Source organism: Tateyamaria sp. LSS28 (assembly GCF_059611725.1).
This window is the reverse complement of record NZ_JCAPFI010000007.1, coordinates 170,652-196,392: the sequence shown is the minus strand read 5'-3', so window position 1 is coordinate 196,392 and position 25,741 is coordinate 170,652. Positions and strand designations below refer to the sequence as shown.

Below are 25,741 nucleotides of genomic sequence, written 5' to 3'. Positions count from 1 at the left end.
GCTTGTCCTCTTTCGTCCGGCAAGGGACGCGCCCTCGCAAATATCAAAAGGGCGCCGCAATGGCAGCGCCTGAAACTTGGTCAGCGGCTGGTATGCGCTCAACCAAGATTCGTCAACCCCTAGACCTGCCAAGAGCAGTCGCGCGCGACATAGCAACCCTTGCAAGGTCAGCACGCTTGCGCAGCGTAGCAAGCTCAGCGAGTTTTTTCCAGTAAATGGCAGAATGACGGCGGGCGTTCCGGTGCAGCACAGTCACTGCGCCAGATGAGACGGGTGGGTCAAACAACATGCGCTGCAAGGCCGGAAACTGCCCCGCTTCGCGCAACACACGACTGGCCGGATGACCAGAACACGCCGTCCGCGCCAGCCCGATCCGTGGGAACAGGGTTTGAATCATGTGGGCATTGCGCATGTCCAGCGCGCGGAACGGATCCACGATCACTGTCCCGGCCAATTGACGCCGCCCATGTATGCCCAAGTCCCCTTGCGCAAAGTGGAAGCCGCCGGACGACCCACGAAAACGCTTGTCGAACGGCACCACATCCGGGTGGATCGACACCTGCGGTGACACAAGCATCACGTGGCGCAGATCAAGACAACGCGACAGCCGCAACGCTGCGTAACCCCCCATTGAAAACCCCATCGCCACCCGTCGACCATACCCGCGCAGGGCGTCTGCCAAACAGTGTTCAAGCGCTTCGGTCTCGTCATTGACAAACCAGTCGTTGAACCGCGACTGAATGTGCAGATGCGCGTGGTCTTGCGCGATGAAACTACGTACCGGGTTAGGGCGGCTGAATGCCCCATCAACTGCTATGCGTTGACGGAAACTGACGAACAGGCGCCGCCCCGACGGATTGAAGAGGTCGGCGCGCAGCAGATCGCCATCGAAGACGCGTTTGGGGTCAGCCATCCAGATGTTCTGTCAGGAACATCTGTGCGGCCGCCGAAGGACTGCGCGTTCCCGCCTCAACCTCGGCCGCCAGTTTGCCAAGCGCGGCCCGCGCCGTTGGTCTGTCCAACCGTGCGAGCAGGCCTGCGCGCACATCGTCTTCGAACCAGTAACGCGCTTGCGCAGCACGGGTTGCAGCAAAGAAACCCGCTTGCTTTCGCCAGTCCATCAGCGCCTGCATGTCGGTCCACGCGGCGTCCAGACCTTCTCCGGTCATCGCCGACACCATCATCGCCTTGGGAAATCCGTCCGGGTCCTGGGGACGCTTGCGCAACAAACGCAAAGCGCCGGTATAGTCGGCACAGGTGCGCGTCGCGGCGGGTTTCAGATCACCATCCGCCTTGTTGATCAGGATCATGTCGGCCATCTCCATGATCCCGCGCTTGACCCCCTGCAGCTCATCCCCGCCCGCCGGAGCCAGCAGCAACAGAAACAGATCGGACATCTGCGCCACAACCGTTTCGGACTGCCCGACACCAACCGTTTCAATCAGCACCACGTCGAACCCGGCGCCTTCGCACAAGGCGACCGCCTCGCGCGTCCGTCGGGCCACGCCGCCCAGATGAGTCTGGCTCGGCGACGGGCGAATGAAAGCAGCCGGTTCGCGGCTCAACCGATCCATACGTGTCTTGTCGCCCAGGATCGAACCGCCGGACCGGGCAGAGGACGGATCAACGGCAAGAACCGCGACGCGCAACCCAGCCTGTACAAGCGTCATTCCGAACGCCTCGATAAAGGTTGATTTGCCGACGCCCGGTGTGCCGGACAATCCAATCCGCAGCGACTGCCGATCTCGTGGCAATGCAGCCAATACCTCGGCCGCCTGCACCCGATGATCGGCCCGCCCGCTTTCAACCAGTGTGATACCGCGTGCCAGCGCCCGCCGCTCGCCGGCTGCAATCCGTTCAGCAAGATCCTTTGTATCCATACGCGCGTTTCTGCGTGGGCATGTTAAAAATGTCCAGAGTTGGCGACCCATGACGGTTGCGCCATAAGGCGACGTATGACCCGCTTGCCTATCGATGACATTCTGCCTGATCTGATGGACGCATTGCGCCAGTACGGGCGCGCTGTCCTTCAGGCGCCGCCGGGTGCGGGCAAAACCACGCGGGTGCCGTTGGCCATACTTGATGCCGGGTTGACCGACGGGCGCATTCTCATGCTGGAACCCCGTCGACTGGCCGCGCGCACGGCCGCAGACCGAATGGCAACAACACTTGGCGAACGAACAGGGCAAACTGTCGGGTATCGCATCCGCGGGGACAGCACTGTTGGTTCATCTACCCGCATCGAAGTCGTGACCGAAGGAATCCTGACAAGGATGCTGCAAGACGCCCCGGACCTGCCGGGCGTGGGCGCGGTGATCTTTGATGAATTCCATGAACGGTCCTTGAACGCCGATCTGGGTCTTGCCCTGTGTTTGGAGGTGGCCGAGGCCTTACGGGACGACCTGATCCTGCTGGCCATGTCTGCCACGCTGGATGCTGCACCGGTGGCCGACGTGATGCAGGCTCCGATCCTGACATCCGAGGGCAAGAACTACGATGTCGCGGCGCATTGGCTGGACCGCCCGCTTGCGAAAACGACCCGCTTCGAAAGCGCGATGGCGGACCTGATCCGCACGGCCTATTCAAACGAGCCAGGCGGCCTGCTTGCTTTTCTGCCGGGAGAAGGAGAAATCAGGCGTACCGCAGCGTTCCTGTCCGATCTGCCCAATGTGCAGCCGCTTTTTGGTGCCATGGACTTCAAAGCACAGCGCGCCGCCATTTCCCCGTCTGATCAACGGAAGATCGTGCTGGCCACAGCAATTGCAGAAACCTCGCTTACCATTCCGGACATCCGCATCGTCGTTGATGGTGGCCGTGCCCGTCGCGCGCAATTCGATCCGTCATCGGGCATGTCGCGCCTGATCACAGAAAAGGTGACCCGCGCTGAAGCCACGCAACGTGCGGGCCGTGCGGGCCGCGTCGCCCCCGGCGTCGCATACAAACTTTGGACAAAGGGCGAGGACGGCGCGCTTGCCGCGTTCCCACCCCCTGAAATCAGCGCAGGCGATCTGGCCAGCTTTGCGCTTGAACTTGCCATCTGGGGCGGAGGTGAGAATGACCTGCGGTTTGTCACGCCACCCCACGAAGGACGTCTGGCCGAAGCGCGCGCGGTGTTGCAAATGCTTGGTGCCCTCGACGCTCAAAACCGGATCACCGATCATGGGAGGGAGCTTGCCCGGCAACCGTTGCACCCAAGGCTGGCCCATATGCTGGTGACGGCTGGCAAACAGGCTGCACCGCTGGCCGCTTTGCTGAGCGATCGTGATCCCCTACGGGGAAGAGGTGTTGATCTGGAGCTCAGGCTGCGCGCGCTTAGGAACCCCGGTGACTTTGGTAACAGTGTCCATCGCGGGGCAATAGCCCGGATCAAGGATGAGACAAGGAAACTGGCCGCGAAGCAGCAGAATGCCGCACTGCTTACAGCGGCGGGAATGGCCAGTCTTGCGTATCCCGACCGCATCGGGCTGCGGCGTTCTGGTGACGCACCACGCTATGTCCTGTCCGGCGGCAAAGGCGCCGTCATGCCCGAAGGCGATGCCCTTGCAGGGCAGCGGCTTATCGTAGCGACGGACCTCGACGGTAACCCACGCGAAGCGCGGATCAGGCAAGCAACAGCTTTGACGATGTCAGAGTTGGAAGACCTTTTTGCCGACCAAATCCAATGGAAAGACATCTGCTTGTGGTCCAAACGGGATGGGGCAGTTCAAGCCCGCACGCACCGTCAGTTTGGTGCGCTGATCCTCGAAGACCAACCATGGCACGCAGCGCCAGATGAGGCGGTGGCGATGGCGATGATCGACGGTATTCGGCAGATGGGTCTGCGACCGTCCAAAGGGGCAAAACGGCTGATGGCGCGCGCGCGTCTGATGGGGAACGAATTTCCCGATCTGAGCGAAGGTACACTACTCGGCTCCCTCGACACATGGTTGCTCCCTCACCTGGCGGGGATCCGCACAACGTCGGACTGGAAAGCCTTCGACATCTTGCCCGCGTTGCAGGCGCATCTGGGCTGGGACATGCTGGAAAAACTTGATCGCGCGGTGCCGGGGCATTTTGAAACACCCCTTGGTCGGCGCATTCCCATCGACTATGATGAAGACGTGCCGGGCATCTCTGTGCGTCTGCAGGAAATGTTTGGCGTCACCCGACACCCGGTGGTGGGCACCGTGCCACTACAAGTCACCCTGCTGTCCCCTGCCCAACGCCCCGTACAGGTTACGTCGGACCTGCCCGGCTTCTGGGCCAATTCCTATGCCGATGTACGCAAGGACATGCGCGGGCAATATCCGAAACACCCCTGGCCCGAGGACCCAACGCAAGCAGACCCCACGCTTAGGGCAAAGCCAAGACGCTGAGCCCTGCCGTAGCTACGGCCGAATATCGGCTGGGGTTAACCCGGGCGGGCCCTTTCCAGCAGCTTCCGCCTCACGGATCAGTGCGCGCATGCGTGCATTCAACGGCGCTTGCCGGCCATATCGTTCAGCAAGCGCAATGATGGCACCCTGCAAAGCATCGATTTCGGTGCGACGCCCCTGTTTCAAATCATCCCACATGGATGACCGGGCCTGTGCGTCGATGGTCAGCATCTGGGCTGCGATCCGACGAAATAGAGGTGTGGGCAGACGCAGGATATGCGGGATCAAGCCGGGTGGAGCAGCAGTTGTCTTGGCAGGCTTGATCCCTGCAGCAGACAATATGCGCAGTGCTTCGGCCATTTGATCCGCCATGAGACGCCGCCACGCCCGGTCCTGCAGCTGTGTCAACAGCGGCAAGTCGGACAGCGCGTTGACGGCATTGCCCAGATTGATCAACAACTTGCCCCATTGCACCGCTTCGATGTTGTCGACCTGCTGCCACGCAAGGGTTGGCGTATCAAAATCGGGCAATGGCCCGGCTTCGATCAGAATGTCGCCAGAAGTCGCGCGGTGGTAGTGCGCAGCGCTTTCCGGCACGACATTGAATGGGACCATCGCAGCCCGGACATCGGCGCCCGGCACTTCGGCGCGTATGGTAGAGGCATTGTCGATCCCATTCTGCAAACTGACAATCTGTGCCGACGGCGCATGTGCTGCGATGTCTCGCGCCATGGCGGCTGTATCGCCTGACTTTGTGCAAACAAGGATCACATCCGCACCGACGAATGCAGTTTCGGGCGTTTCGACCATCTGCGGCTTTGGCAGGTGCACATCATTCCCAGCATAGTCCGTCATACGCAGGCCACGCTGCGCACAGGCTTGCGCGATACGTGGCCGTGCCAGAAAACAAACGTCATGCCCTGCTGCGGCCAGCAAACCGCCCACATAGCAGCCAATACTGCCTGCGCCCGCGACTGCTATGCGTGCGCCCGCCATCAGATCAGACCCCAAGACACCAGCGCATGATCGCCTTTTGGGCATGCAGACGGTTCTCAGCCTCGTCAAAAATGACCGAATGCGGGCCGTCCATCACTTCGGACGTGGCCTCGTCATCACGGTGGGCCGGCAAGCAGTGCATGAAAAGACTATCTGGTTTGGCCTGTGCCATAAGGTCCGCGTTGACCTGGTAACCACGCAGCTGGTTGTGACGCCGCTCGCGTGCGGATTGTGGATCGTGCATGCTGACCCATGTATCAGTTACGACGAGATCGGCATCTTTTACCGCCGCATGAGGATCGCGCTCGATCGTATAAAGGCCATCCAACGCGCGTTCCGGATCCAAGGGATCTGGTCCGGTAAACGTCAGATCAAACTCGAATTGCTTGGCCGCGTGGGCAAAGCTGGCAAAGACGTTGTTGCCATCGCCAGACCACACAACCTTCTTGCCCTTGATTGGACCGCGATGTTCTTCGAAGGTCATGACATCGGCCATGATCTGGCAAGGATGGGTGCGATTGGTCAGCCCATTGATCACGGGAACGCTGGCATACTCCGCCATTTCAAGCAGCGTCGCCTCTTCAAAGGTACGGATCATGATCAAGTCCACATAGCGGCTCAGCACGCGCGCAGTGTCGGCAATGGTCTCTCCGTGGCCAAGCTGCATGTCACTGCCGGACAGCACCATGGTCTGCCCACCCATCTGGCGCACGCCGACGTCAAAGGACACGCGCGTCCGGGTCGAGGGTTTTTCAAAAATCAGGGCCACCATATGGCCCGCCAATGGCTGATCGTCGTCATGGGTGCCTTTGGGGCGCCCGGCACGCGCCGTTTTCATGGCTTGGGCATTGTCGATGATGTGCCGAAGATCTGCTTGGCTGGTGGTGTGGATGTCCAGGAAATGGGTCATGTCGATGTCTCTTGGATCGAAGGGGCTGAGAGCCAAAGGCACCCAACCCACGTGGTTTATTCAATTAAGGAAAGATCAGGCCGCGACCTTTAGCGCTGCTGCATCAAGGCGTTCGACAGCAGTGGCGAGTTCCTCATCCGATATGGTCAAGGGCGGCAGAAGACGAATGGTGTTGTCTGCTGCGGGCACCGTAATGACCTCTTCGTCATAGCCGGCAGCAACGACATCCCCGCACGGAACCTTGCACTTGATGCCGAGCATGAGCCCTGATCCACGCACCAGCTCGAACACATCGGGATGCGCAGCGACCAAGCCTTCGAGCTTTTGGCGCAGAAGACCCGCCTTGCGATTCACATCGTCCAAAAACTTCGGATCCGCGACGATATCCAAAACCGCGCACCCCACGGCGCAACCCAGTGGGTTTCCACCGTAGGTCGATCCATGTGTGCCAGCTGTCATTCCGCTGGCCGCGTCTTCCGTGGCAAGTACGGCCCCAAGCGGGAAACCACCACCGATGCCCTTGGCCACCATCATGATGTCAGGCTCAATCCCGGCCCATTCATGGGCAAAGAGTTTACCGGTACGCCCAACACCGCACTGCACCTCGTCGAGGATCAAAAGGATATCCTTTTCGTCACACAGGTCGCGCAGCCCTTTAAGACATTGATCCGGTATGGGGATGATGCCGCCCTCGCCCTGCACGGGTTCGACCATGATGGCGGCGGTCGCTTCGGTGATGGCTGGCGCAATGGCATCGTGATCACCAAAGGCCAGATGCGTGAAACCAGGCAACAGAGGACCAAAACCTTTTGTCATCTTCTCAGACCCGGCAGCCGCGATGCCTGCAGAGGATCGGCCATGAAAGCTGCCCGAGAATGTGATGATGTCCACCTTTTCGGGATGCCCTTTGTCATACCAGTATTTGCGCGCCATCTTGACGGCCAGTTCGCACGCCTCGGTTCCCGAATTGGTGAAGAAAACGGTGTCGGCAAAGGTTGCGTCCACCAACTTGTCTGCCAGCGCCTGCTGTTGTGGGATGTGATACAGGTTGGACGTGTGCCACAGCGTGCCAGCCTGCTCGGTCAAGGCCTGCGTCAGAGCGGGATGAGCGTGACCCAATGCATTCACGGCAATGCCAGCCCCAAGATCAAGAAAACGTCGGCCATCTGCCTCAATCAGCCAAGTGCCTTCGCCTTTGACGAACGTCAAAGGAGCACGGTTGTAGGTCGGCAGAACGGACGTGATCATGCGGATCATCCTTTTTGGAAGGCCAATACATCAAAGCACGTTGGTGCATGAGGCATGAGGCAGGGTCAACAGATTTGAGGAAAGCGTGCCATCACGGCACATCAAGATCAGGCGCAGCAGTCAGCTGCGTCGCAAGGCTCGTCGGAGGTGTGCGAAATTGATCATGGAGTCCGTCTAGGCCAGTTGCAGCGTATTTGCCAGCAAAAATGCGCTTGCACTTGGGGTGGCGTGGGCGCAGGGACGCGATATGTACAAGCCGAAGGCCGAGAACCCCGTTTTTGCCGCGCTGCTGATAGTCGTAGCTTGCGCCTTCATCGCAGCCTCGACCTTGTTCGCAAAGGCACTGGGGACAGGTCAGTTTGGCGCGCCGTTGCATCCGTTCCAGATCAGCTTTGGCAGGTTTCTTTTTGCTTTTTTGGTCCTCGGCACGGCCGCGATGATCCTACGGCCAGAATTGCAGCGCCCCCATCTCGGCTTCCATTTGGCCCGCACAGCAAGTGGTTGGGCAGGTGTTACCCTGATGTTCGCGTCCGTTGCGTACATTCCCTTGGCAGATGCCACCGCAATTTCGTTTCTAAACCCGGTCTTCGGTATGATTTTGGCCATCCCATTGCTGGGCGAGCGGGTGGGTAAGTGGCGTTGGCTGGCCGCCCTGATTGCCTTTGTCGGGGCAATGATCCTGTTGCGTCCGACGCCGGAGAGCTTTCAGCCCGCCGCACTCCTGGCCCTCGGGGCTGCCATGGCGCTGGGACTTGAGTTGAGCTTTATCAAGAAACTGACCGCTCGCGAGGGGCCGTTTTCGATTCTACTGGTCAACAACGCGCTTGGACTTTGCATTGCCGGGGTGGCCGTATCTTTTGTTTGGCAATCCCTCTCCCTGAGCCAGTGGATACTCATGGCTGGGGTCGGATGTGCCATGGCTGCAGCACAAGCATGCTTTGTAAACGCCATGGCAAGGGCCGATGCCAGCTTTGTCGCGCCGTTCAGCTATGCCACCCTGATCTTCGCCGCGGGATACGACATCATCTTCTATCGCGTGATCCCCGATGCAATCACGATCCTTGGCGCTGGTGTTATCATCGCGGGCGCACTGCTTCTGGCCTGGCGGGAAGGGTTGCGTGCCCCACCCAAAGCCTAAGGTCACGTCTTGTAACTTTGGGCTGTGTGACTACTATAGGGCGCTGACACTGAAATGAGACACAAGGCGGCCCCACGTGAGGCCGCTTTTTAAATCGGAAAGCCTGCTGATGTCCTGGACCGACGAACGCGTTGAACTGCTGAAAAAAATGTGGGGCGAAGGCCAATCGGCCAGCCAGATTGCCAAGGAGCTTGGTGGCGTCACCCGCAATGCGGTGATCGGCAAGGTGCATCGCCTCGGCCTGTCGAACCGCGCTGGTGGCGGTGGCAGTGCCAGCACGGCAAAGGCTGAAGCCAAACCGAAACCGGCACCCAAGGCCAAGGCCGAGCCTAAGGTGCAGCCCAAGACGGAACCGGCCGTCAAACCTGTGTCCGAGACAAAGACAACCCTGCCCGCTCGCAAGCAGATCATTCCGGCAGGCCAGCCCCTGCCCCCGCAGCCCTCGGCCAACGAGATCAGCCCGGAAGCTCTGGCAAAGGTCAACGAGGTCGAAAAGAAAGCCAAGAAGATCAGCCTCATGGAACTGACCGAACGGACCTGCAAGTGGCCCGTGGGCGATCCAGCGACGGATAACTTCTGGTTTTGTGGCCTACCGGTGCAACAAGGCAAACCCTACTGCGAAGCACATGTGGGCGTGGCCTTCCAACCGATGTCGTCGCGCCGGGATCGCCGCCGCTGATCCTGCGGTCGGCTGACGGCGGCGCCATGTTCAAGGAGGCTTGCCCCCGGCCTGCATCCTCCCCCATCGTATTTTTAGTTAGAAGAAGACAAGCTGTTCAAAATCGGGCAATCGGGTCGATTGTCACCTGCACAGGTGTTGACGAGGTGACGCAGCGTATCGCGCATGGCTGACAGGTCAGCGATTTTGGCCTCAATGGCACCGAGGTGTGTCTCAGCAATATTGCGCACATCAGCGCTGGCTCGATCACGATCCTCCCACAACGCAAGAAGAGAGCGGCAATCCTCGACCGAAAAACCAAGCGCGCGGGCACGCGCCAAAAACGTCAGTTGATGGATGTGCATGTCTGTAAAGCTGCGGTAGCCGTTCGCGCTGCGCCCCGGCGTGATCAACCCTATCTCTTCGTAATAACGAATTGTTTTGGGTGGCAGTGACGTGATCTCTGCAGCGTCCGAGATATTCATGCGGCTCCCTCCGTGCGCAAGCGCAATGCATTCGTAACGACAAAAACGGACGACAGCGCCATGGCCAGGGCTGCCAAAGCAGGCGAAAGTTGCGGACCACCAAAGGGCACAAGAATGCCTGCGGCCACCGGGATCAGGGCTGTGTTGTAGACGAAAGCCCAACCCAGATTCTGCCAGATGTTGCGTAGCGTGGCACGGCTGATTCGCATGGCACGCAGGACGGCCGCTGGTTGCGGCGACATGAGCACAACATCCGCCGCTTCGATGGCGGCGTCAGTGGCCCCATTTACGGCCAGCCCAACGTCGGCAGCGGCAAGAGCCGGGGCATCGTTGATGCCATCTCCGACAAAGGCAACGGCGCCTTTGTTGGCGCGCAGTTGGCGGATCGCATCAACCTTTTGATCCGGTTTCACACCGGCGATGACAGTATCGATCTGCAATGCTGCGGCAGTGTGTTTTGCTGCGGCAACCGCGTCACCAGATATCATGGCCACCGACCTGCCCTGCGCTTTCAAAGCGGCAATGGCGTCTGCCGCACCGCTCCTTATCGTATCGCGGATGGCCAATGACGCCATGTGCCGCTCATCAATGGACACATGCACAACGGTTGCACCCGTCGCAGCCCAGCCTGCAGCGGTCTCGCTCAACGGTGCATCCGTCGTTACGTTGGCCTGCAACAGCATATCCAGATTGCCAACAACCACGTTGTGCCCTTCGACAGATGCGGATGCTCCTGCCCCCAGAGTCGCCTGGAAGTCGGTGATACGCGTCGGAACTTTCGCAACATGATCAACTATCGCGCGGGCGATTGGATGTTCGGACAGACTTTCGACACCCGCAGCCATCCGCATAACAAACGCCTCATCCACAGCACTAGCCAAGGCGATTTCATGGAGTCGCGGCGTGCCCATGGTCAAAGTCCCTGTCTTGTCAAAGGCTACGACCTGCGCATCCTGCACCCGCTGCAACGCATCGCCCTTGTGGAACAGGACGCCCAACTCTGCCGCCCGCCCCGTGCCCACCATCACGGACATGGGCGTTGCCAAGCCCATTGCGCAGGGACACGCAATGATCAGCACCGAAACGGCCGAAACCACGGCAGGGGCCAATCCGGCAAGAGCCCACCAGATCACAAATGTCCCCAATGCCACTGCAAGGACCGCGGGCACGAACCGCGCCGTGATCCGATTGACCAGTGCCTCAACCGGCAAACGCGCGGCCTGTGCTTCCTGCGTCAGAGCCGTAATGCGAGCCAGCACCGTATCCTCGCCCACATGCGTGGCGCGCAGCGCGATGGTTCCTGTGGTTGTCAGCGTCCCGCCGGTGACCACGTCGCCCTCTTGCCTGAGGACCGGCACAGGTTCACCCGTCAACATGCTTTCATCAACGTGGCTGTACCCATCGACCACGACACCATCCACCGGGATCCGCCCACCGGAACGCACACGCAGCACATCGCCGGTATGTACAGCTGTCAGCGGCACAGTCTCTGTCACACCGTCGTCTGTCAGCCGCTCGGCTGTGTCCGGGCGCAAACCCAGCAAACGCCGGACGGCGTCACCGGTGCGCCCCTTCGCGCGCGCCTCAAGCCAGCGCCCCATGAGGATCAATGTGACAATCACTGCGGCAGCTTCGAAATAGACGCCTGCAGGTGGCAAGATGCCGGGGGCAAGGACGGAAAAAGCTGAAAATGCGAACGCCGCCCCTGCCCCGAGTGCCACCAAGGCATCCATGTCCGGGCGTGCCTTGAAAAGGTTTGGAATACCACGACGGAAGAACCCCGCCCCGGGCCCTGCCAATACGACGGCAGTCAGGACAAGTTGAAACAGATGACTGTTGGCGGTGCCGATCGTGCGGGCCACCCAGTGATGCAAAGGCGGATACATGTGACCGCCCATCTCGATAACAAACACGGGCAACGTCAGCGCGGCGGCAAGCAGGAAGCGGCGGAAAATGCGCTGGGTTTCGTCTCCCTCTTGCGCACTGGCGTTGGACGCCTCCGCTGGATAGCCTGCATCCTTCAAAGCGGTTCGCAGGTCTGTGTCAGACCCGAGCATGTCAACAACAAGGGTACGGGTTGGCAAACGTGCCTCGGCCTTGATGACACCCGGCGCGGCACGCGCCGCCGCCTCGATCCGCCCAACGCAGGATGCGCACGACATGGACGGGATGTTCAAGACGATCTGCTGGACGGCAGGCGGATAGCCGGCGTCATCCAATGCCTGCACCGCGTTGGCCATATCGACCCCCGCGACACGTGCGCTGTGATCTGCAAGGTTCACCCTTACGTCATGCGCACCCGGCAATGCCGCCAAGGCCGTTTCGGCCCGTCCCACGCAAGATGCGCAGCGCAGTCCCTGCAACTGAAAGGTCAATGTTTGATCAGCCATGCATTGCACATAGGGCTTCCAGTGACTGGAAGGTCAAGTCCCTGATGAAACAAACCCAGCGCAGGTGTGAGTTGTGCGTCAGCAACGACCATGACAGGAAGACGCGGTGTAAAAACGTGAAAGACCAGCGATGCAAGACTTGCCCCCGCCCCCGACACCACCGCGCGCCGCAGATGTTCTGGCAGCGCGGCTTTTTGATGCGGGGTGCCGTTTCGCCTTTGGTATGCCGGGCGGCGAGGTCCTGACCATCGTGGACGCTCTGGAGCGGGCCGGCATTCGCTTCATCTTGTGCAAACACGAGAACGCTGCGGCTTTCATGGCCGAAGGGGCATGGCACCGCACCGGCGCACCGGGCATTCTAGTCGCTACGGTCGGTCCTGGCGCATTGAATGGCGTGAATGCGGTGGCCAATGCGCATCAAGACCGCGTGCCGCTGATTGTGCTCGCTGGTTGTGTTGATGCGGATGAGGCGCAGACCTACACGCACCAGGTGCTGGATCAGACGCAAGTGTTCCGTCCGATCACGAAGGCAACCTTCACTCTCAACACTGGTGCAACGCACGTCATTGCAGACAAGGCCGTGGGCATCGCGCTGGAGGGTCGACCCGGCCCCGTTCACATCGATGTGCCAATCACTGTTGCAGTCACCCCTGTACGTCCGGAGCTTCCGATACGCAGGTCGTGTGCCGAACCGGTTGTACCGGCGGCACAAACACTTGCCGACATGCGGGCCGCCCTGGCCAACGCAGAACGCCCCATTCTGATTGCTGGCGTCGATGCGTTGAACCAAGGTTTCGACACGCGGCGCCAAGGCATGTCAGACACGCTGCGCCAGTTTGTTGAAACCTACAACGTACCCGTCATCACCACGTACAAAGCCAAAGGGCTGCTACCCGAAGATCACCCACTGGCTTTGGGGGGTGCGGGACTGTCGCCCAAGGCAGACAAGATTCTGCTGCCACTCGTCCAGCGCGCCGATCTGATCATCGGCCTGGGCTATGACCCGATCGAAATGCGCACCGGTTGGCGTGATTTCTATTTCCCCGGCATCCAGACCATGATGGACATTACAGCTGAACCAAACCATCACTACATGCACCAAGCCACAACCAACGTGATCGGCGATTGCGCCGCTACGCTGACGGCGATGGCTGAGGGCGTATCACCACGCGCCACATGGACAGATGGAGAAATCCCGGCTGCCAAAGCCAAGTTGTTCGACGCCTTCCCGCGTGACGAAGATTGGGGACCGGCAGCAGTGATTGATGCGTGTCGTGAAGAATTGCCCCGCGATGCGCTTGCTACGGCAGACAGCGGAGCACATCGCATTCTGCTCAGCCAGATGTGGGAATGCTACGAGGCACGCGGGCTCATGCAATCTTCTGCGCTCTGCACCATGGGCTGTGCAATTCCCCTTGCGATGGGTGCGCACGTGGCTGATCCGGCGCGCACAGTTGTCAGCTTTTCGGGCGACGCCGGATTCCTCATGGTTGCCGGGGAACTATCGACAGCGGCCGAACTGGGTCTCAAGACCATCTTTGTCGTCTTCGTCGATGCTTCTCTGGCTCTGATCGAACTGAAACAGCGGCAACGACAACTCACCAATGCAGGCGTCGACTTTGCCAAACATGATTTCGCTGCGATGGGGCGCGCCTTTGGCGGCGCAGGCCATACGGTCACGTCACGGACCGAGTTGAAAGACGCACTTGCCGCCGCGCAATCCGCCGATACCTTCACCGTGATTGCCGCTGTGATTGATCGGGGAGCATATGATGGCCGCATCTGATACACCGGGCGCGCTGGATGGCCTGTTCGTTCTGGACCTGTCGCGTATTCTTGCCGGGCCAACTGCGACGCAAATGTTGGGCGACCTTGGTGCCACAGTGATCAAGATCGAGAACCCAAAGACTGGCGGTGACGATACACGAGGATGGGGTCCCAACTATGCCTGCGGCCATGATGGGCAACCTACTGATCTGTCAGCTTATTTCATGTCGGCCAACCGCAACAAGCAATCGGTGGCCGTCGATCTTTCAACCGAAGAGGGTCAGGATGTTGTTCGCCAGCTCGCCGCGCGTGCCGATGTGGTGATCGAGAATTACAAGCCCGGGGGGTTGGCAAAATACGGCCTTGATCACGACACCCTCCTGGGCACCCATCCGGGACTTGTCTATTGTTCGATCTCCGGGTTCGGGCAAACCGGCCCAAACCGCGACAAACCCGGCTACGACCTGATGGCACAGGGCTACGGCGGGATCATGTCACTGACCGGCGATCCAGAAGGCACACCAACCAAGGTCGGTGTCGGCATCGCCGACGTCATGTGCGGCATGTATGCCACCATCGGTATTCTGGCCGCACTGCGGCACCGGGATCAAACCGGCGAAGGGCAGCACATAGACCTCAGCCTTGTGGACGCGCAGATGGCGTGGCTGATCAATGAAGGATGCAACTACCTCGTGTCGGGTCAAGTGCCGGAACGGCGCGGCAATGCGCACCCGAACATCGTTCCGTACGATGCGTTTGCGACATCAGACGGACATGTACTGGTAGCCGTTGGAAACGACGCCCAGTTTGCGCGTTTCTGCGATGCCATAGGCGCACCCGAACTGGGCAGCGATCCGCGCTACACAACAAACCTTAGCCGTATCGAAAACCGGGTAACGTTGACCGCGTCGCTCACCCCGATCCTGGCGGGGATGACAAAAGATGACCTGTTGGCAAAAATGCACGCTGTCAAAGTCCCCGGTGGACCGATCCACAATGTCGCCGAAGCGTTGAACTCCGATCAGGCCGAGGCGCGCGGTACGGTGGTGCAGGTCGACAGCAGTGATGTGAAAGACGGACACGTACGTCTTTTGGCGAATCCGCTCAAGTTTTCGGCCACGCCCGTGACTTACAGACGCCCCCCGCCGCGGTTCGGGCAGGACACAGAGGCCGTACTTGCAACATTAAAGCCCCGAAATTCGCAACAAAATACCGACTAGCCCAAGCGCTTTGGCCGGTTTTTGCCTGATTTTCGCAGATGTGCTGACATTTTGCTCACGGAACCGCACATGCTGCTTCACGGTTACGTGTTTCCTATGCTCATAGCATACCATTCCTGCCTAGATGTTTTACACCCAATCAAGAACGCATTCGGTAAAAGGTCACGCACCCATGATGCACGATATTTGTCAGGCGCCCGTCAGCCTTGAAGACCCCGCTCTCGTTGAAGAGTGGAACGGCTTGATCCGCGCCTTCCTTGCGCATGGCACCGCGACCCCAACACATCTGGGAGCGGTCCTGTCTGGCGCACCCCAATTTGCAATGGGATACGCCGCAAAAGGTCTCTTTTCCCTGATGATGGGGCGAAAGGAGTTGTGGGATGTTGCCCATCAGGCCGGCAAGGATGCGGTGGCTGCATTGGCTGTTGCCGGAGGCTCCGCACGCGAACGGCTGTGGGTTCGTGCTCTGGGCGAATGGCTGGATGGTCGCCCTTCGGGCGCGATAGCTGCAATGGAGCGTGTTCTGGCTGATCATCCCACCGACACCCTGTCGGCCAAGGTAAGCCACGCCATCCGTTTCATTCTGGGCGACGGTGTCGGCATGCGCACCTCAATCGAGAACGTGCTGGATGCCCACAAGGATCACCCGCTCGAAGGGTACTTGCACGGCTGTCATGCCTTCACTCTCGAAGAAACCGGTGACTATCACGCGGCAGAAGCCGCCGGCCTCAAGGGGCTAGAACTGGCAACGGACGACGCTTGGGGTCTGCACGCCGTAGCCCACGTTTACGACATGACCGCCCGTCCTGACGCGGGCATTTCCCTCATCGAAAACAATGTCCCAGCATGGGACCACTGTAACAACTTCCGCTACCATGTGTGGTGGCACAAAGCACTGTTGCACCTCGACCGTGGCGAAAACGACATTGTACTAGCGCTCTATGATCAACAGATCCGCGCGGACAAGACAGACGACTACCGTGACATCGCCAATGCCACATCCCTTTTGATGCGGCTTGAGCTTGAAGGCACCAAAGTGGGGGATCGCTGGACCGAGCTGGCGGATTTCGCACAACACCGCACGGATGATGGATGCCTCGTCTTTGCCGACCTGCACTACCAGCTGGCCCTTGGTGCCGCTGGGCGTGAGGACGCTCAGGCTGCAATGACCGCACGCTTTGCCGTCGATGCAGCACGTCAGGGTGAGATGCCGGCACGTGTGGCTGATCCGGGCAAGGCGGCCCTATCGGGCCTAAATGCCTTTGCCGAAGGGCGCTACGACGCTGCATTCCAAGACCTCGCAGCAGCGCGCCCGTCGATGCAGACCATCGGTGGCAGCCACGCCCAGCGCGACGTGTTCGAACGGATGACGATCGATGCCGGCCTGCGGTCAGGCATGTATGACGCGACCGAAGCCTTGCTCGAAGATCGCACTGCACGTCGGGCAGGCGCAGTCGACCGGTTTGCCGCAACCCGGCTCGCCTCGATCCAGGACGCGCGGCGCATTCCCGCTCAATAATGTGCGGGGATAGCACCCATTTGTGAGGTAAAGTAGACAGCTGCCATGACTTTCGCCGACCCGACCACCACTGCAGCGCCTTCCGCTGCCGCCGTGCCAGCCAATCCGGTGCGAGTGCGTGATATCCGTCTGGATTTCTTCCGCGGGTTGGCGATGTTCATTATCCTGTTTGCACATACGCCGGGCAACTTCCTGACCTCCTGGATCCCTGCACGTTGGGGTTTTTCGGACGCGACCGAAATCTTCGTCTTCTGCTCAGGCATGGCATCCGCCATTGCCTTTGGCTCCACGTTCCAGAGGGCTGGCTTTGCCCTTGGGACAGCTCGGGTTGGCTACCGTATCTGGCAGGTTTACTGGGCGCATGTCGGCCTGTTCTTTGCCACCACAGCCCTGTTGGCCTTTGTCACGGACCTTGAAATCACAACCCGCAACTACTGGGGCCAATTGAACTTGTGGATGCTGTTTGTCGAAGGCGAGCATTGGCAGAACCCGGACATGCTGTTCCGTTTCATGACGTTGCAGTGGGTACCAAACCTTTTTGACATCTTGCCGATGTACATGGTGATCCTTGCCATGATGCCCATCGTGATCTTTCTGGCGCGAGTGCATCTGGGGCTTGTCGCGGCATTCTGCGGCATCCTGTGGATACTTGGCCAACGCAAATTCATGGAGGCGATGGGCCTGCCGTATCTGAATTTCACTGCAGAACCATGGGTCGGAAATGACGATTGGCAGCGGCGTTGGTTCCTTAACCCGTTTGGCTGGCAGCTTGTTTTCTTTACCGGCTTTGCGTTCATGCGCGGCTGGCTACCTAAACCGCCCGTCAACAAGGTGCTGATCGGTATCGCCGCCTTTATCGTACTGGCAAACATCCCTTTCTCGAACATCGGCATTCGCGAACTGGGCTTTGACTGGGCCCGTGACTGGCGTGCCGACAACCGCCAGTGGATCTCCAAATCCGACTTTGGCCTGCTGCGTTACGTGCAATTCCTGGCGCTCGCTTACCTTGCATGGGTTCTGGCAGGCGACAAGGGCCACCGCCTGCGGGTCTCGACGACCAGCGCGCTGGCTCGTGCCTGGGACAAGGTCCTGACGGTCATCCTGAAGGTGGGTCAGCAATCCCTCGCGGTTTTCGTCGTGTCTATCTTCGTTGCGCGGTTCAACGGTTTTGCGATGGACGTTCTGGGCCGCGACACAGGCACCGTGCTGGCAGTCAATGCATTCGGGTGCGGCATGCTGGTCCTGACGGCCTATTTGGCAGGCTGGTTCAAATCCGTTCCCTGGAAACCAAAGGCGAGCCGCTGATGCTGCGCCGCGAATTCCTCGCTTCCCTTGCAGCGCTTGCCGCAGCCCCCAATGCGTCTTGGGCGCAGGATGAACCCGGTTTGCCATTGGGCGATGCCGTGTCCTTCAACCCGTCAAACGTCATCGACATGGCCCGGGACAAGGCCAGCCGCGCCTATGAACCACGCCCGATGATCCCTGAAGCGTGGCAGAACCTTACCTACGATCAGTATCGTAAGATTTGGTTCGACAGCCGCAATGGCCTGTGGGAAGGCAGCGATGCACCACAACGGGTCGACGTGTTTCCGCCGGGACTCTACTTTCCACAAGCCATCCGCACATATGTGGTCGAAGGCGATCAGGCCCGTCCGATCAAGTTCGACATGGGCGTCTTCGACACGACCGACAAATTCCCTGACGTGCCGATTGACGACACCTTAGGCTATTCTGGTCTGCGTTTGCGGGCAGAGCTGCGCCAGCCCGGCATCCATGAGGAATACGCCGTTTTTCAAGGTGCCAGCTATTTTCGTGGCATCGGCACCGGGGATATTTACGGCCTGTCGGCCCGGGGCCTTGCCCTCAAGACCGGCGATCCGATGGGCGAGGAATTCCCCGACTTCACGCATTTCTGGCTGGAGCGCCCCGCAACTGGAGCGGCGCAAATCGTCGTTCATGCGTTGCTGGACAGCCCGTCCTGCACCGGGGCTTACCGGTTCGAGATCATGCCCGGCCAACCGCTTGTGATGGAGGTTGAAGCGGAAATCTTTGCCCGCGCCACTCTCACACATGTGGGCATCGCACCTCTGACATCGATGTTCATGTTCGATGACATGAACACCCAACGCTTCGATGATTTTCGGCCGGCAGTGCACGACAATGACGGGCTCATGATCCACAATGGTGGCGGTGAGGTGATCTGGCGTCCTTTGGCCAACCCGCGCACCCTGCAAATCAGTGCTTTTGGCGACAACAATCCACGGGGTTTCGGCCTGATGCAAAGGGCGCGTAAATTCAGTGACTTTAATGACCTGGAGGCTTTGTATCATCGCCGCCCTGGTCTTTGGGTTACACCGGGTGAGGGTTGGGGACGCGGAAGTGTGGCGCTGATCGAAATACCGACGGACAAGGAAATCTACGACAACATTGTTGCGTATTGGCGGCCCTCAGCCGACATTGAGGCTGGCACATCCCGCCGCATGACCTACCGCTTGGATTGGGGCGCGGACCCGGCGCCGAAAGCTGCCATGCCGTTGCGCGTTTTGAATACTGCTGCGGGCGGACGGCCCGAAGGCGGGCGCATCTTCACAATTGACTTCGAAGACGCGCCCCATGTTCCCAAGGACCTGTCAAAAGTGGATCGACTTGTCCGCTCCAGCGCGGGTGATGTGACCGAAGGTATTATCCAACGCAATCCCGAAACCGGCGGGCCGCGCCTTGCATTCACCTTCATGGCAGGCGACGCACAGTGGGCCGAATTCCGTGCGCAATTGCGGCTGGACGGGCAAGCTCTCAGCGAAGTGTGGCTCTATCGATGGACCATATGATACACACAGCAATGCCTCCCCGCGCGCCGCTCGATATGCCGGCGCAGGATTTTGCATGCGCGCCTGCGAACTCGGATGCAGGCACAGGCAAACAGGACCCGATTTGGCGCATGGCGGTGTTCATCCCGGCTCTGACAATCACAGGCCTAGTGCTTTGGGGGCTCTACGGCCTGTTCAAGATGTCTGGCATGACGGGCTTCGAGTATGTGCTTTTGGCTCTCATCGGCCTCACGTTTGTCTGGGTCACCATCGCCGTCTCAACCGTCGGTGTCGGGTTGGCTGGTAGACTTGATCCAAACCGCAAACCCGAACCTTCGGACCCGTTGGACGTGGCCCTTCTGGTGCCCGTTTATAATGAAACACCGTGGGACGTATTCGGTAACGCAGCCGCAATGCTGACTGACTTGGCCCGCCAAAAGGGCGGTCATCGGTACAGTCTCTTCATCCTGAGTGACACGACCGACGACCTCATCGCGTGGCAGGAATGGCAAGCTTTCGAAGCTTTGCGGAGCAGCGCGCCGTTTCCAGTCCATTATCGCCGCCGCGCACAGAATACGGATAAAAAGGTTGGCAACCTCGTCGACTGGATCACGGGATGGGGCGCTTCTTATGAAGCCATGCTGGTTCTGGATGCCGACAGCCTGATGACCGGCCGCGCCATTGATCGACTGGCCAGCGAGCTGGCTGCAGACCCAAAGGCCGGTCTGATCCAAAGCTTTCCACAGCTGATCGGCGCCAACACCCTGTTTGCAAGAATGCAGCAGTTTTCCAACGTTGCGTATGGTTGGTTGTTGGCCGAAGGGCTTGCGCATTGGTCCCGGACCGAGGGTAACTATTGGGGTCACAACGCAATCATCCGCACACGCGCCTTCGCTTCCTCCGCCGGACTGCCACATCTGCAGAGTATGACAGGACGTACCAACATGATCCTGTCTCATGATTTTGTCGAGGCATCGCTCCTGCGGCGTTCTGGCTGGCGCGTGCGTTTCCTGCCCCGTATCTCGGGCAGTTTCGAAGAAACCCCCGGAACACTGATCGACTACGTGATCCGTGACCGGCGCTGGTGCCGAGGCAACCTGCAACACTTGCGCCTGCTGACCACACGTGGCCTGCACCCGGTCAGCCGCTTCCATCTGTTTCAGGGGGCAGCTGCCTACTTGATGTCGCCCGCGTGGTTCGTTCTTCTCGTGTTCTGGGCGCTTCTGGGCCGCGATGCAGAGACCAACGTGATCTCGTACTTCAACGAGGCGAACCCTCTTTTTCCCAACTGGCCACCGGCCATGACACATATCGACAGCGCCATCTTCTTGGTGGTCATGTACGCTATGCTGCTGACGCCCAAGATCACCTCTGCCCTGATTATCGCCGCCAACGGCAAGGCGGTTCGGCTCTTTGGTGGTCGTAGCGTATTTGCAGGTGCGGTGGTGACAGAACTCGCGCTGTCTGTTGCCTATGCGCCAATCATGATGATCCAGCAAACCAAAGCCGTGATCGGAGGGGTGATGGGCCGTGGCGGCTGGGCACCACAAAGCCGCACTGCGCAGGCGTATCCGATGACAACGTTGATCAAGTTCCATTGGATTGAAACCCTGATTGGTGCCCTTCTGTTCCTCGGGTTAGGTACGGGACTGGTATCGTGGTGGCTTATCCCGATTGCTGCGAGCCTGGCCTTTTCTGTCCCGCTGTCTGGCCTTAGCGCATATCCTTTGGCCCATATCCGGCCACCGAGCCTACGGCTCGACAATCCTCTGACGCTTCGTGAGCCTGCCATCGTCGGCAACGCCCGTACCGCACGCGCCGAAATGCGCGCGCGGATTGAAGCGTCGGAAATCGCAGCCGAGTAGCAGTCTACGCGAGAAAGACAACGCGCGCAGTCGAGCGGTGTTGAGGCAAAGCAATGGACACCGCCAAGCGATGTCTTGTTGCGCGAAGGAATACGGGTCCGGGACCAGCCGGTAGATCGTTTCGAAGCAGAAACGGCAGCCGTCTGTTAGATTTGCGAAAACGCCCTTGCGTAGAGAGGGCGATACAATTGTTGAGCAGCACAGCGCGTCCGAAAACAACCGTTCGGAAAAAGTCTACTCGGGCTGCCATGTCACGGTCGGTAAGCCGCGCTTCAACCAACCAGGCCCTGCACCCGATCCCAGCATTCCCTCCGGCACATCGATGATCGTTGTAAATCCGGCTGTTGTCAGACGCTCGGTCAAACGACGGGAACGCACGCCGCGGGCGCAGATCAAAGCAACAGGCACATCCCTACGCCCATCCGTATGAATCAGAAGCGCGTCGGTAAAGTCCTTCCGGCGCATATCCAACGGAACAGCCCCCTCACCCACACCAGTCCGCTCCCATTCGTCAGGACGGCGAATGTCGATCAACAGGATCGCACCGTTCACCGCCGAAGCATGAGCGTCCGGGGTGCTCAGCGTTCCTTCTACCCCGGCCTCGGCCGAGATGTTGTACCAGCGGGATGCAAAAACCGCGCCGCCAACGATAGCCACTCCGGCGGCAAGACCAAAGCCCCGGCGCGTCATCCGCGCCGGGGCCTTTGCCCGATCAGTTCGGGAATGTTCTGTCGGGCGATCCGTCATATCAGGTGTTTGGAGCTTCGCTTGTGAATTTCGGAATGGTGCTTTCCGATGCTGCATCACCCTCGAGGCTGACCCAGTTGCTTTCCGAAACGGTGATATTGCCTGGAATGTCTTCTTCCCAGAAGCCCACAACAACGTCTGTGATGTTCAGATACAGCTTGTCATCGACGATGCGCCACAGGTTGGGGTTGGCGGGCACTTTCCCCCCCTTGGCAACGCCGTAGGCACAGTGACCGTCATATTGAGGGGCATATCGCGCGGGATCAGCAGCAAACTTGTCGCGGTTTTCCTCGGTTGAGAACGCAAAGGTCGCACCATTGTATTCCGCGGTGATGTCGGCATTGCCGGGAACACCTGGTGTTTGGGTTTGACCGACTGGCTTCATCTCAAGGTCAAAATAAGCCACCACATCATAACCAGAGACGGCAAATCCCGTCTCATCAATATACTGGTCGCCGGCGAACGCGGCCGTTGTGAAAGTCAAGGCACTTGCAGCCGCCGCAACGGCCAACGTGAATCGATTCATCATTTGTGATCATCCTCTGTCAAACTGAGCCCCCCGCGCGTCACTGCGGTGGATAATCAGTCATTAGGGGTCCGTGGTCCAGCATTTCAGCCCGCCTCGCGCTGATGTGAGATGGCGTCGGATTCCGTGAATACCGGATGCTCTTAACGCAGGCGCGGCGGGCGGTCCGGGTCCATGCCCGGAGCGGCAGGCTCAGGGGACCGCACGGGTGCTGGTTGCGGTAGGTCAAAGCGCAAACCGACACGTGACAGACGCTGTGTCACAGGATCATTGGCCTCAAAGAACCCAACATCCATCGCCCCGGCGTCAATCCCGGAAAAGATCAACGCCTCGGACGCAGCTCTGGCCAAGGCGCGCTCGGCGCCTGGCGCCGCGCCGACAAAAGCGAGCATATGACTGCGCGCACCATCCGCATCCGTCGTACCGACAAGATATGCAATCTGTGCCAATCCCGTTGCCGTGGCCAATTTCGTATCCACAGCGGAGATCAGTACTTCCGGCAAGCCTGTGGGAGCAGATACTTCAGCAAGCCGCGCCTCAACTTCGTCCGGACCATTGCCGAGTGTCCGCGCAAGCCATTGCACTCCATCCGCATCCAGCAGAAAAGACGACTGGGCCACGTCAAGGTTCAACCCCAACCCCAACCTCTGTTCCGCAAGCAAACCTGCGATTATCCGACCGGACAGCGCGGCATATGGTGCCTCAGCACCAACAAACAGGGCCAACCGGTCCTCGCGATCAAAGACAAGAACAAGCGGACCAGAACCGGGGTCGAAGACTTGCGGCGTGATCTGCTCCCCTTGCGCCTCTGCTTCGAGCAGAAGGAACAGCTCCGCATCCCCCAAGCGCTCAAAGAACCGCAACCGCTTTGCATCATCCTCGGGCGCAGCCAACATGGCGGCATGCGCCTGATCGAGAACCGTTTCTGTCACGCCAACACCTCTTTTACACGCGCCCGCAGCACAGGCAGCACGTCTGCCTCGAACCACGGGTTTTTCTTCAACCACGCGGTATTGCGCCAAGACGGATGAGGCAAGGGAAAGGCTCGAGGCGCGAAGTCGCGCCAAGCAGCCACGGTTTCACGCACCGACATCTTCGTCCCCAGATGCCAGGATTGGGCATATCCGCCAATCAAAAGAACCAATGGAACCTCGCCCATATGATCCATGACATCACTTCGCCACGTTTTGGCACAGATCTTGGGCGGCGGTCCGTCCGATCCCTTTGCGTCGTAACCGGGAAAGCAAAATGCCATCGGTACAATGGCCAATTTGTTTCGGTCGTAAAATGTGGCCTCGTCCATACCAAGCCAATCGCGCAGCCGGTCTCCGGAAGGGTCGGTGAAGGGCCGTCCGCTTTCGTGTACACGCGCGCCGGGCGCCTGACCCGCCACGAGGATCCGTGCGCCGGGCTTGAACCAAACGACGGGACGCGGGCTGTGCCCTGTTTCGGTCGCAGCAAATCGATCCGCACAAAGCGTGCAAGCACGAATGTCTTCAGGCAATCCCATAAAAAACACCTATGCGACAACAATGGGTTAGGCAATCAATTCGATACTCTTCGAAATAAACCTTGCGTGACTCTAACATTTCTATAATTCTAGAAGTATGAAAATAGAATCTCATCACTCGCTTGATCTGACACGCGCCGCCGCAGCCTTTGCCGCACTTGGATCAGAACAACGCCTGTCGGTTCTGCGAACGCTGGTACGGGCCGGGCCCGAAGGGCTGAGCATCGGGGCATTAGGTGACCGCACGGGCGTCACAGGCTCAACCTTGACCCATCACGTCAAAATCCTTGCCAGTGCGGGTCTTGTGACACAAGCCCGACAAGGCCGTTCGATCATCTGCGCCGCCGTCGCCTTTGACGAGGTGCAAGACCTGTCGAACTTCCTCCTTACAGAATGCTGCGCAGACAGCCCCAACTCGGATCATGATCATGGCTGACACCACTACACCGGTACCTGCTCAACGGCGCAAGTTCCTTGATGGCGCATGGATTGCATCGATCGCGGTTCTTGTGGTTCTGGCTGTTCTGGACATAGCGCAGCTTTGGCCGACGATCACCTTTGCCGCGAATGCGTTGCTACACACAGCCCCGTTCATCGCCTTTGCAGTCTGCGCAGTTGCCTATCTAAAAGCCACGGGCGCGGAAAACCTGCTGGCAAAGGCGTTTGAGGGGAACCCCGCACGCATGATCGTCATGGCAGCACTGCTGGGCGGCTTGTCACCCTTTTGTTCATGCGAAGTCATCCCGTTTATCGCTGCACTGCTTGCAGTAGGTGCACCGCTTGGCGCGGTTATGGCTTTCTGGCTGGCCTCTCCGCTGATGGACCCGGCCATGTTCGCAATCACCACTGGCGCAATCAGCTTCGAATTCGCCTTGGCAAAGACAATTGCGGCGGTCGCGCTTGGTATGTTCGGCGGGTTTGGAACGCTGATGCTGTCGGGCACACCGGTCTTTACAAATCCGCTACGTGAGAAGCCGTCGGTGGGCGGGTGCTGTGGCGTGAAACAACCCTTCTCCGCACAGCCGGTCTGGCGGTTCTGGACCGAACGCAACCGCCTCGACATCTTCCGTAGCACGGCTTTGGACAATGCGATTTTCCTGCTCAAATGGCTGACGCTCGCCTACGTGATCGAGGCAGTCATGGTGCACTATATGCCCGCCGATCTGATTGCCTCGGTTCTAGGCGATGGTGGCATCGGCACGGTGATCCTTGGTGCGCTTGTGGGTATGCCCGCCTATCTGAACGGCTATGCTGCAGCGCCGCTGGTGGCAGAACTGATGGACCAGGGTATGGCTGCAGGAGCAGCTATGTCATTCATGCTGGCCGGTGGCGTCAGTTGCATCCCCGCCGCAATAGCCGTTTGGGCGCTCGTCAAACCACGCGTCTTTGCTGCTTACCTGAGTTTCGCACTGGCGGGGTCTGTCATCGCCGGCATGGCTTGGCAAATTCTGAGCTGAAGCATACTCAGAGTACGAACAAACAGCACACGGGCATATCAAAGACCCGTGTACATTCCCCCAAACTGTCCATTCCGTCGCGACAATACCCCGTGAAACCTATACATTTAACAGGACTTTGGACATAATATCGCCTAAGTCGG

22 protein-coding genes are annotated in these 25,741 nt (G+C 59.4%); 11 read left to right on the top strand and 11 right to left on the bottom strand.

From position 1 onward, the window contains the following. Nucleotides 1–112: 112 nt before the first annotated feature. Together AC53L6_RS20675 and meaB are read right to left on the bottom strand one after the other, a co-directional pair. Nucleotides 113–913 (bottom strand): alpha/beta hydrolase, encoded by an 801-nt coding sequence (locus tag AC53L6_RS20675; RefSeq protein ID WP_299602492.1) that lies wholly within the window; start codon nt 911–913, stop codon nt 113–115. Continuing rightward, nucleotides 906–1,880 carry a methylmalonyl Co-A mutase-associated GTPase MeaB gene (meaB, locus tag AC53L6_RS20670; protein ID WP_496909212.1) on the bottom strand — a complete coding sequence of 325 codons (975 nt, stop codon included), beginning with the start codon at nt 1,878–1,880 and terminating at the stop codon, nt 906–908. Before meaB ends, AC53L6_RS20675 begins: the two co-directional genes overlap by 8 nt. A 75-nt stretch (nt 1,881–1,955) precedes the next feature. On the opposite strand from meaB, the gene hrpB reads away from it, so the two are divergent. Then, the gene (gene hrpB / locus AC53L6_RS20665; RefSeq protein ID WP_496909211.1) at nt 1,956–4,355 is read left to right on the top strand and encodes an ATP-dependent helicase HrpB; all 2,400 of its coding nucleotides are present in this window, start codon (nt 1,956–1,958) and stop codon (nt 4,353–4,355) included. 12 nt (nt 4,356–4,367) lie between these two features. Here the strand turns inward: hrpB and AC53L6_RS20660 are convergent, their stop codons facing one another. The 3 genes from AC53L6_RS20660 to AC53L6_RS20650 form a co-directional block, all read right to left on the bottom strand. Continuing rightward, nucleotides 4,368–5,366 (bottom strand): 2-dehydropantoate 2-reductase, encoded by a 999-nt coding sequence (locus AC53L6_RS20660; protein WP_496909210.1) that lies wholly within the window; start codon nt 5,364–5,366, stop codon nt 4,368–4,370. Then, nucleotides 5,356–6,261, bottom strand: coding sequence for an ornithine carbamoyltransferase (gene argF / locus AC53L6_RS20655; protein ID WP_496909209.1), 906 nt, complete (start codon nt 6,259–6,261; stop codon nt 5,356–5,358). The genes AC53L6_RS20660 and argF overlap by 11 nt, the downstream gene beginning before the upstream one ends. Before the next feature lie 75 nt (nt 6,262–6,336). Further along, the gene (locus AC53L6_RS20650; protein WP_496909208.1) at nt 6,337–7,509 is read right to left on the bottom strand and encodes an aspartate aminotransferase family protein; all 1,173 of its coding nucleotides are present in this window, start codon (nt 7,507–7,509) and stop codon (nt 6,337–6,339) included. A gap of 247 nt (nt 7,510–7,756) precedes the next feature. Between AC53L6_RS20650 and AC53L6_RS20645 the strand changes: the two genes are divergently transcribed. Both AC53L6_RS20645 and AC53L6_RS20640 read left to right on the top strand, forming a co-directional pair. Then, nucleotides 7,757–8,647 carry a DMT family transporter gene (locus tag AC53L6_RS20645; protein WP_496909207.1) on the top strand — a complete coding sequence of 297 codons (891 nt, stop codon included), beginning with the start codon at nt 7,757–7,759 and terminating at the stop codon, nt 8,645–8,647. 109 nt (nt 8,648–8,756) lie between these two features. Continuing rightward, nucleotides 8,757–9,326 (top strand): GcrA family cell cycle regulator, encoded by a 570-nt coding sequence (locus AC53L6_RS20640; RefSeq protein ID WP_299205904.1) that lies wholly within the window; start codon nt 8,757–8,759, stop codon nt 9,324–9,326. Nucleotides 9,327–9,400: 74 nt separating this feature from the next. On the opposite strand, the gene cueR is transcribed toward AC53L6_RS20640, so the two are convergent. Continuing rightward, nucleotides 9,401–9,790 carry a Cu(I)-responsive transcriptional regulator gene (gene cueR, locus AC53L6_RS20635; protein ID WP_299205161.1) on the bottom strand — a complete coding sequence of 130 codons (390 nt, stop codon included), beginning with the start codon at nt 9,788–9,790 and terminating at the stop codon, nt 9,401–9,403. Next, nucleotides 9,787–12,180: a heavy metal translocating P-type ATPase gene (locus AC53L6_RS20630; RefSeq protein ID WP_496909206.1), complete on the bottom strand. Its 2,394-nt coding sequence runs from the start codon at nt 12,178–12,180 to the stop codon at nt 9,787–9,789. Before AC53L6_RS20630 ends, cueR begins: the two co-directional genes overlap by 4 nt. Nucleotides 12,181–12,310: 130 nt before the next feature. On the opposite strand from AC53L6_RS20630, the gene AC53L6_RS20625 reads away from it, so the two are divergent. The 6 genes from AC53L6_RS20625 to mdoH all read left to right on the top strand — a co-directional run bounded on the left by AC53L6_RS20625 (nt 12,311) and on the right by mdoH (nt 21,358). Beyond that, nucleotides 12,311–13,966 carry a thiamine pyrophosphate-binding protein gene (locus AC53L6_RS20625; RefSeq protein ID WP_496909205.1) on the top strand — a complete coding sequence of 552 codons (1,656 nt, stop codon included), beginning with the start codon at nt 12,311–12,313 and terminating at the stop codon, nt 13,964–13,966. Further along, entirely contained in the window at nt 13,953–15,167 is a 1,215-nt protein-coding gene (locus AC53L6_RS20620) for a CaiB/BaiF CoA transferase family protein (protein WP_496909204.1), read from the top strand. The genes AC53L6_RS20625 and AC53L6_RS20620 overlap by 14 nt, the downstream gene beginning before the upstream one ends. 172 nt (nt 15,168–15,339) lie before the next feature. After that, nucleotides 15,340–16,686, top strand: a complete 1,347-nt coding sequence (locus tag AC53L6_RS20615; protein ID WP_299205171.1) for a tetratricopeptide repeat protein — start codon at nt 15,340–15,342, stop codon at nt 16,684–16,686. Between the two features lie 45 nt (nt 16,687–16,731). Continuing rightward, nucleotides 16,732–17,991 carry an OpgC family protein gene (locus tag AC53L6_RS20610; RefSeq protein ID WP_496909203.1) on the top strand — a complete coding sequence of 420 codons (1,260 nt, stop codon included), beginning with the start codon at nt 16,732–16,734 and terminating at the stop codon, nt 17,989–17,991. After that, the gene (locus tag AC53L6_RS20605) at nt 17,991–19,514 is read left to right on the top strand and encodes an OpgD/OpgG family glucan biosynthesis protein (RefSeq protein WP_496909202.1); all 1,524 of its coding nucleotides are present in this window, start codon (nt 17,991–17,993) and stop codon (nt 19,512–19,514) included. Before AC53L6_RS20610 ends, AC53L6_RS20605 begins: the two co-directional genes overlap by 1 nt. A gap of 11 nt (nt 19,515–19,525) precedes the next feature. Continuing rightward, a complete protein-coding gene (gene mdoH / locus AC53L6_RS20600) occupies nt 19,526–21,358 on the top strand; it encodes a glucans biosynthesis glucosyltransferase MdoH (RefSeq protein WP_299205180.1) in 1,833 nt (610 codons plus the stop codon). 234 nt (nt 21,359–21,592) lie between these two features. Here mdoH and AC53L6_RS20595 read toward each other — a convergent pair whose 3' ends face one another. The 4 genes from AC53L6_RS20595 to AC53L6_RS20580 all read right to left on the bottom strand — a co-directional run bounded on the left by AC53L6_RS20595 (nt 21,593) and on the right by AC53L6_RS20580 (nt 24,141). Beyond that, nucleotides 21,593–22,105, bottom strand: coding sequence for a rhodanese-like domain-containing protein (locus AC53L6_RS20595; protein WP_496909201.1), 513 nt, complete (start codon nt 22,103–22,105; stop codon nt 21,593–21,595). Nucleotide 22,106: 1 nt separating this feature from the next. Then, nucleotides 22,107–22,631: a YHS domain-containing (seleno)protein gene (locus AC53L6_RS20590; protein ID WP_299205906.1), complete on the bottom strand. Its 525-nt coding sequence runs from the start codon at nt 22,629–22,631 to the stop codon at nt 22,107–22,109. A 143-nt stretch (nt 22,632–22,774) separates the two neighbouring features. Next, nucleotides 22,775–23,563 carry an SseB family protein gene (locus tag AC53L6_RS20585; protein ID WP_496909200.1) on the bottom strand — a complete coding sequence of 263 codons (789 nt, stop codon included), beginning with the start codon at nt 23,561–23,563 and terminating at the stop codon, nt 22,775–22,777. Next, complete coding sequence (locus tag AC53L6_RS20580) at nt 23,560–24,141, bottom strand: uracil-DNA glycosylase family protein (RefSeq protein WP_496909199.1); 582 nt, start codon at nt 24,139–24,141, stop codon at nt 23,560–23,562. The genes AC53L6_RS20585 and AC53L6_RS20580 overlap by 4 nt, the downstream gene beginning before the upstream one ends. Before the next feature lie 97 nt (nt 24,142–24,238). Here AC53L6_RS20580 and AC53L6_RS20575 point away from each other — a divergent pair, with 97 nt between their 5' ends. Both AC53L6_RS20575 and AC53L6_RS20570 read left to right on the top strand, forming a co-directional pair. Next, a complete protein-coding gene (locus tag AC53L6_RS20575) occupies nt 24,239–24,577 on the top strand; it encodes an ArsR/SmtB family transcription factor (RefSeq protein ID WP_299205190.1) in 339 nt (112 codons plus the stop codon). Then, nucleotides 24,570–25,598, top strand: coding sequence for a permease (locus tag AC53L6_RS20570; protein ID WP_496909198.1), 1,029 nt, complete (start codon nt 24,570–24,572; stop codon nt 25,596–25,598). The genes AC53L6_RS20575 and AC53L6_RS20570 overlap by 8 nt, the downstream gene beginning before the upstream one ends. The last annotated feature ends 143 nt before the right edge of the window (nt 25,599–25,741 follow it).

Coding starts and splice junctions, on each gene's coding strand:
- AC53L6_RS20675 (WP_299602492.1), bottom strand. CDS start 913: ATGGCTGACCCCAAACGCGTCTTCGATGGCGATCTGCTGCGCGCCGAC.
- meaB (WP_496909212.1), bottom strand. CDS start 1,880: ATGGATACAAAGGATCTTGCTGAACGGATTGCAGCCGGCGAGCGGCGG.
- hrpB (WP_496909211.1), top strand. CDS start 1,956: ATGACCCGCTTGCCTATCGATGACATTCTGCCTGATCTGATGGACGCA.
- argF (WP_496909209.1), bottom strand. CDS start 6,261: ATGACCCATTTCCTGGACATCCACACCACCAGCCAAGCAGATCTTCGG.
- AC53L6_RS20650 (WP_496909208.1), bottom strand. CDS start 7,509: ATGATCACGTCCGTTCTGCCGACCTACAACCGTGCTCCTTTGACGTTC.
- AC53L6_RS20645 (WP_496909207.1), top strand. CDS start 7,757: ATGTACAAGCCGAAGGCCGAGAACCCCGTTTTTGCCGCGCTGCTGATA.
- AC53L6_RS20640 (WP_299205904.1), top strand. CDS start 8,757: ATGTCCTGGACCGACGAACGCGTTGAACTGCTGAAAAAAATGTGGGGC.
- cueR (WP_299205161.1), bottom strand. CDS start 9,790: ATGAATATCTCGGACGCTGCAGAGATCACGTCACTGCCACCCAAAACA.
- AC53L6_RS20630 (WP_496909206.1), bottom strand. CDS start 12,180: ATGGCTGATCAAACATTGACCTTTCAGTTGCAGGGACTGCGCTGCGCA.
- AC53L6_RS20625 (WP_496909205.1), top strand. CDS start 12,311: ATGCAAGACTTGCCCCCGCCCCCGACACCACCGCGCGCCGCAGATGTT.
- AC53L6_RS20620 (WP_496909204.1), top strand. CDS start 13,953: ATGGCCGCATCTGATACACCGGGCGCGCTGGATGGCCTGTTCGTTCTG.
- AC53L6_RS20615 (WP_299205171.1), top strand. CDS start 15,340: ATGATGCACGATATTTGTCAGGCGCCCGTCAGCCTTGAAGACCCCGCT.
- AC53L6_RS20610 (WP_496909203.1), top strand. CDS start 16,732: ATGACTTTCGCCGACCCGACCACCACTGCAGCGCCTTCCGCTGCCGCC.
- AC53L6_RS20605 (WP_496909202.1), top strand. CDS start 17,991: ATGCTGCGCCGCGAATTCCTCGCTTCCCTTGCAGCGCTTGCCGCAGCC.
- mdoH (WP_299205180.1), top strand. CDS start 19,526: ATGCCTCCCCGCGCGCCGCTCGATATGCCGGCGCAGGATTTTGCATGC.
- AC53L6_RS20595 (WP_496909201.1), bottom strand. CDS start 22,105: ATGACGGATCGCCCGACAGAACATTCCCGAACTGATCGGGCAAAGGCC.
- AC53L6_RS20590 (WP_299205906.1), bottom strand. CDS start 22,631: ATGAATCGATTCACGTTGGCCGTTGCGGCGGCTGCAAGTGCCTTGACT.
- AC53L6_RS20580 (WP_496909199.1), bottom strand. CDS start 24,141: ATGGGATTGCCTGAAGACATTCGTGCTTGCACGCTTTGTGCGGATCGA.
- AC53L6_RS20575 (WP_299205190.1), top strand. CDS start 24,239: ATGAAAATAGAATCTCATCACTCGCTTGATCTGACACGCGCCGCCGCA.
- AC53L6_RS20570 (WP_496909198.1), top strand. CDS start 24,570: ATGGCTGACACCACTACACCGGTACCTGCTCAACGGCGCAAGTTCCTT.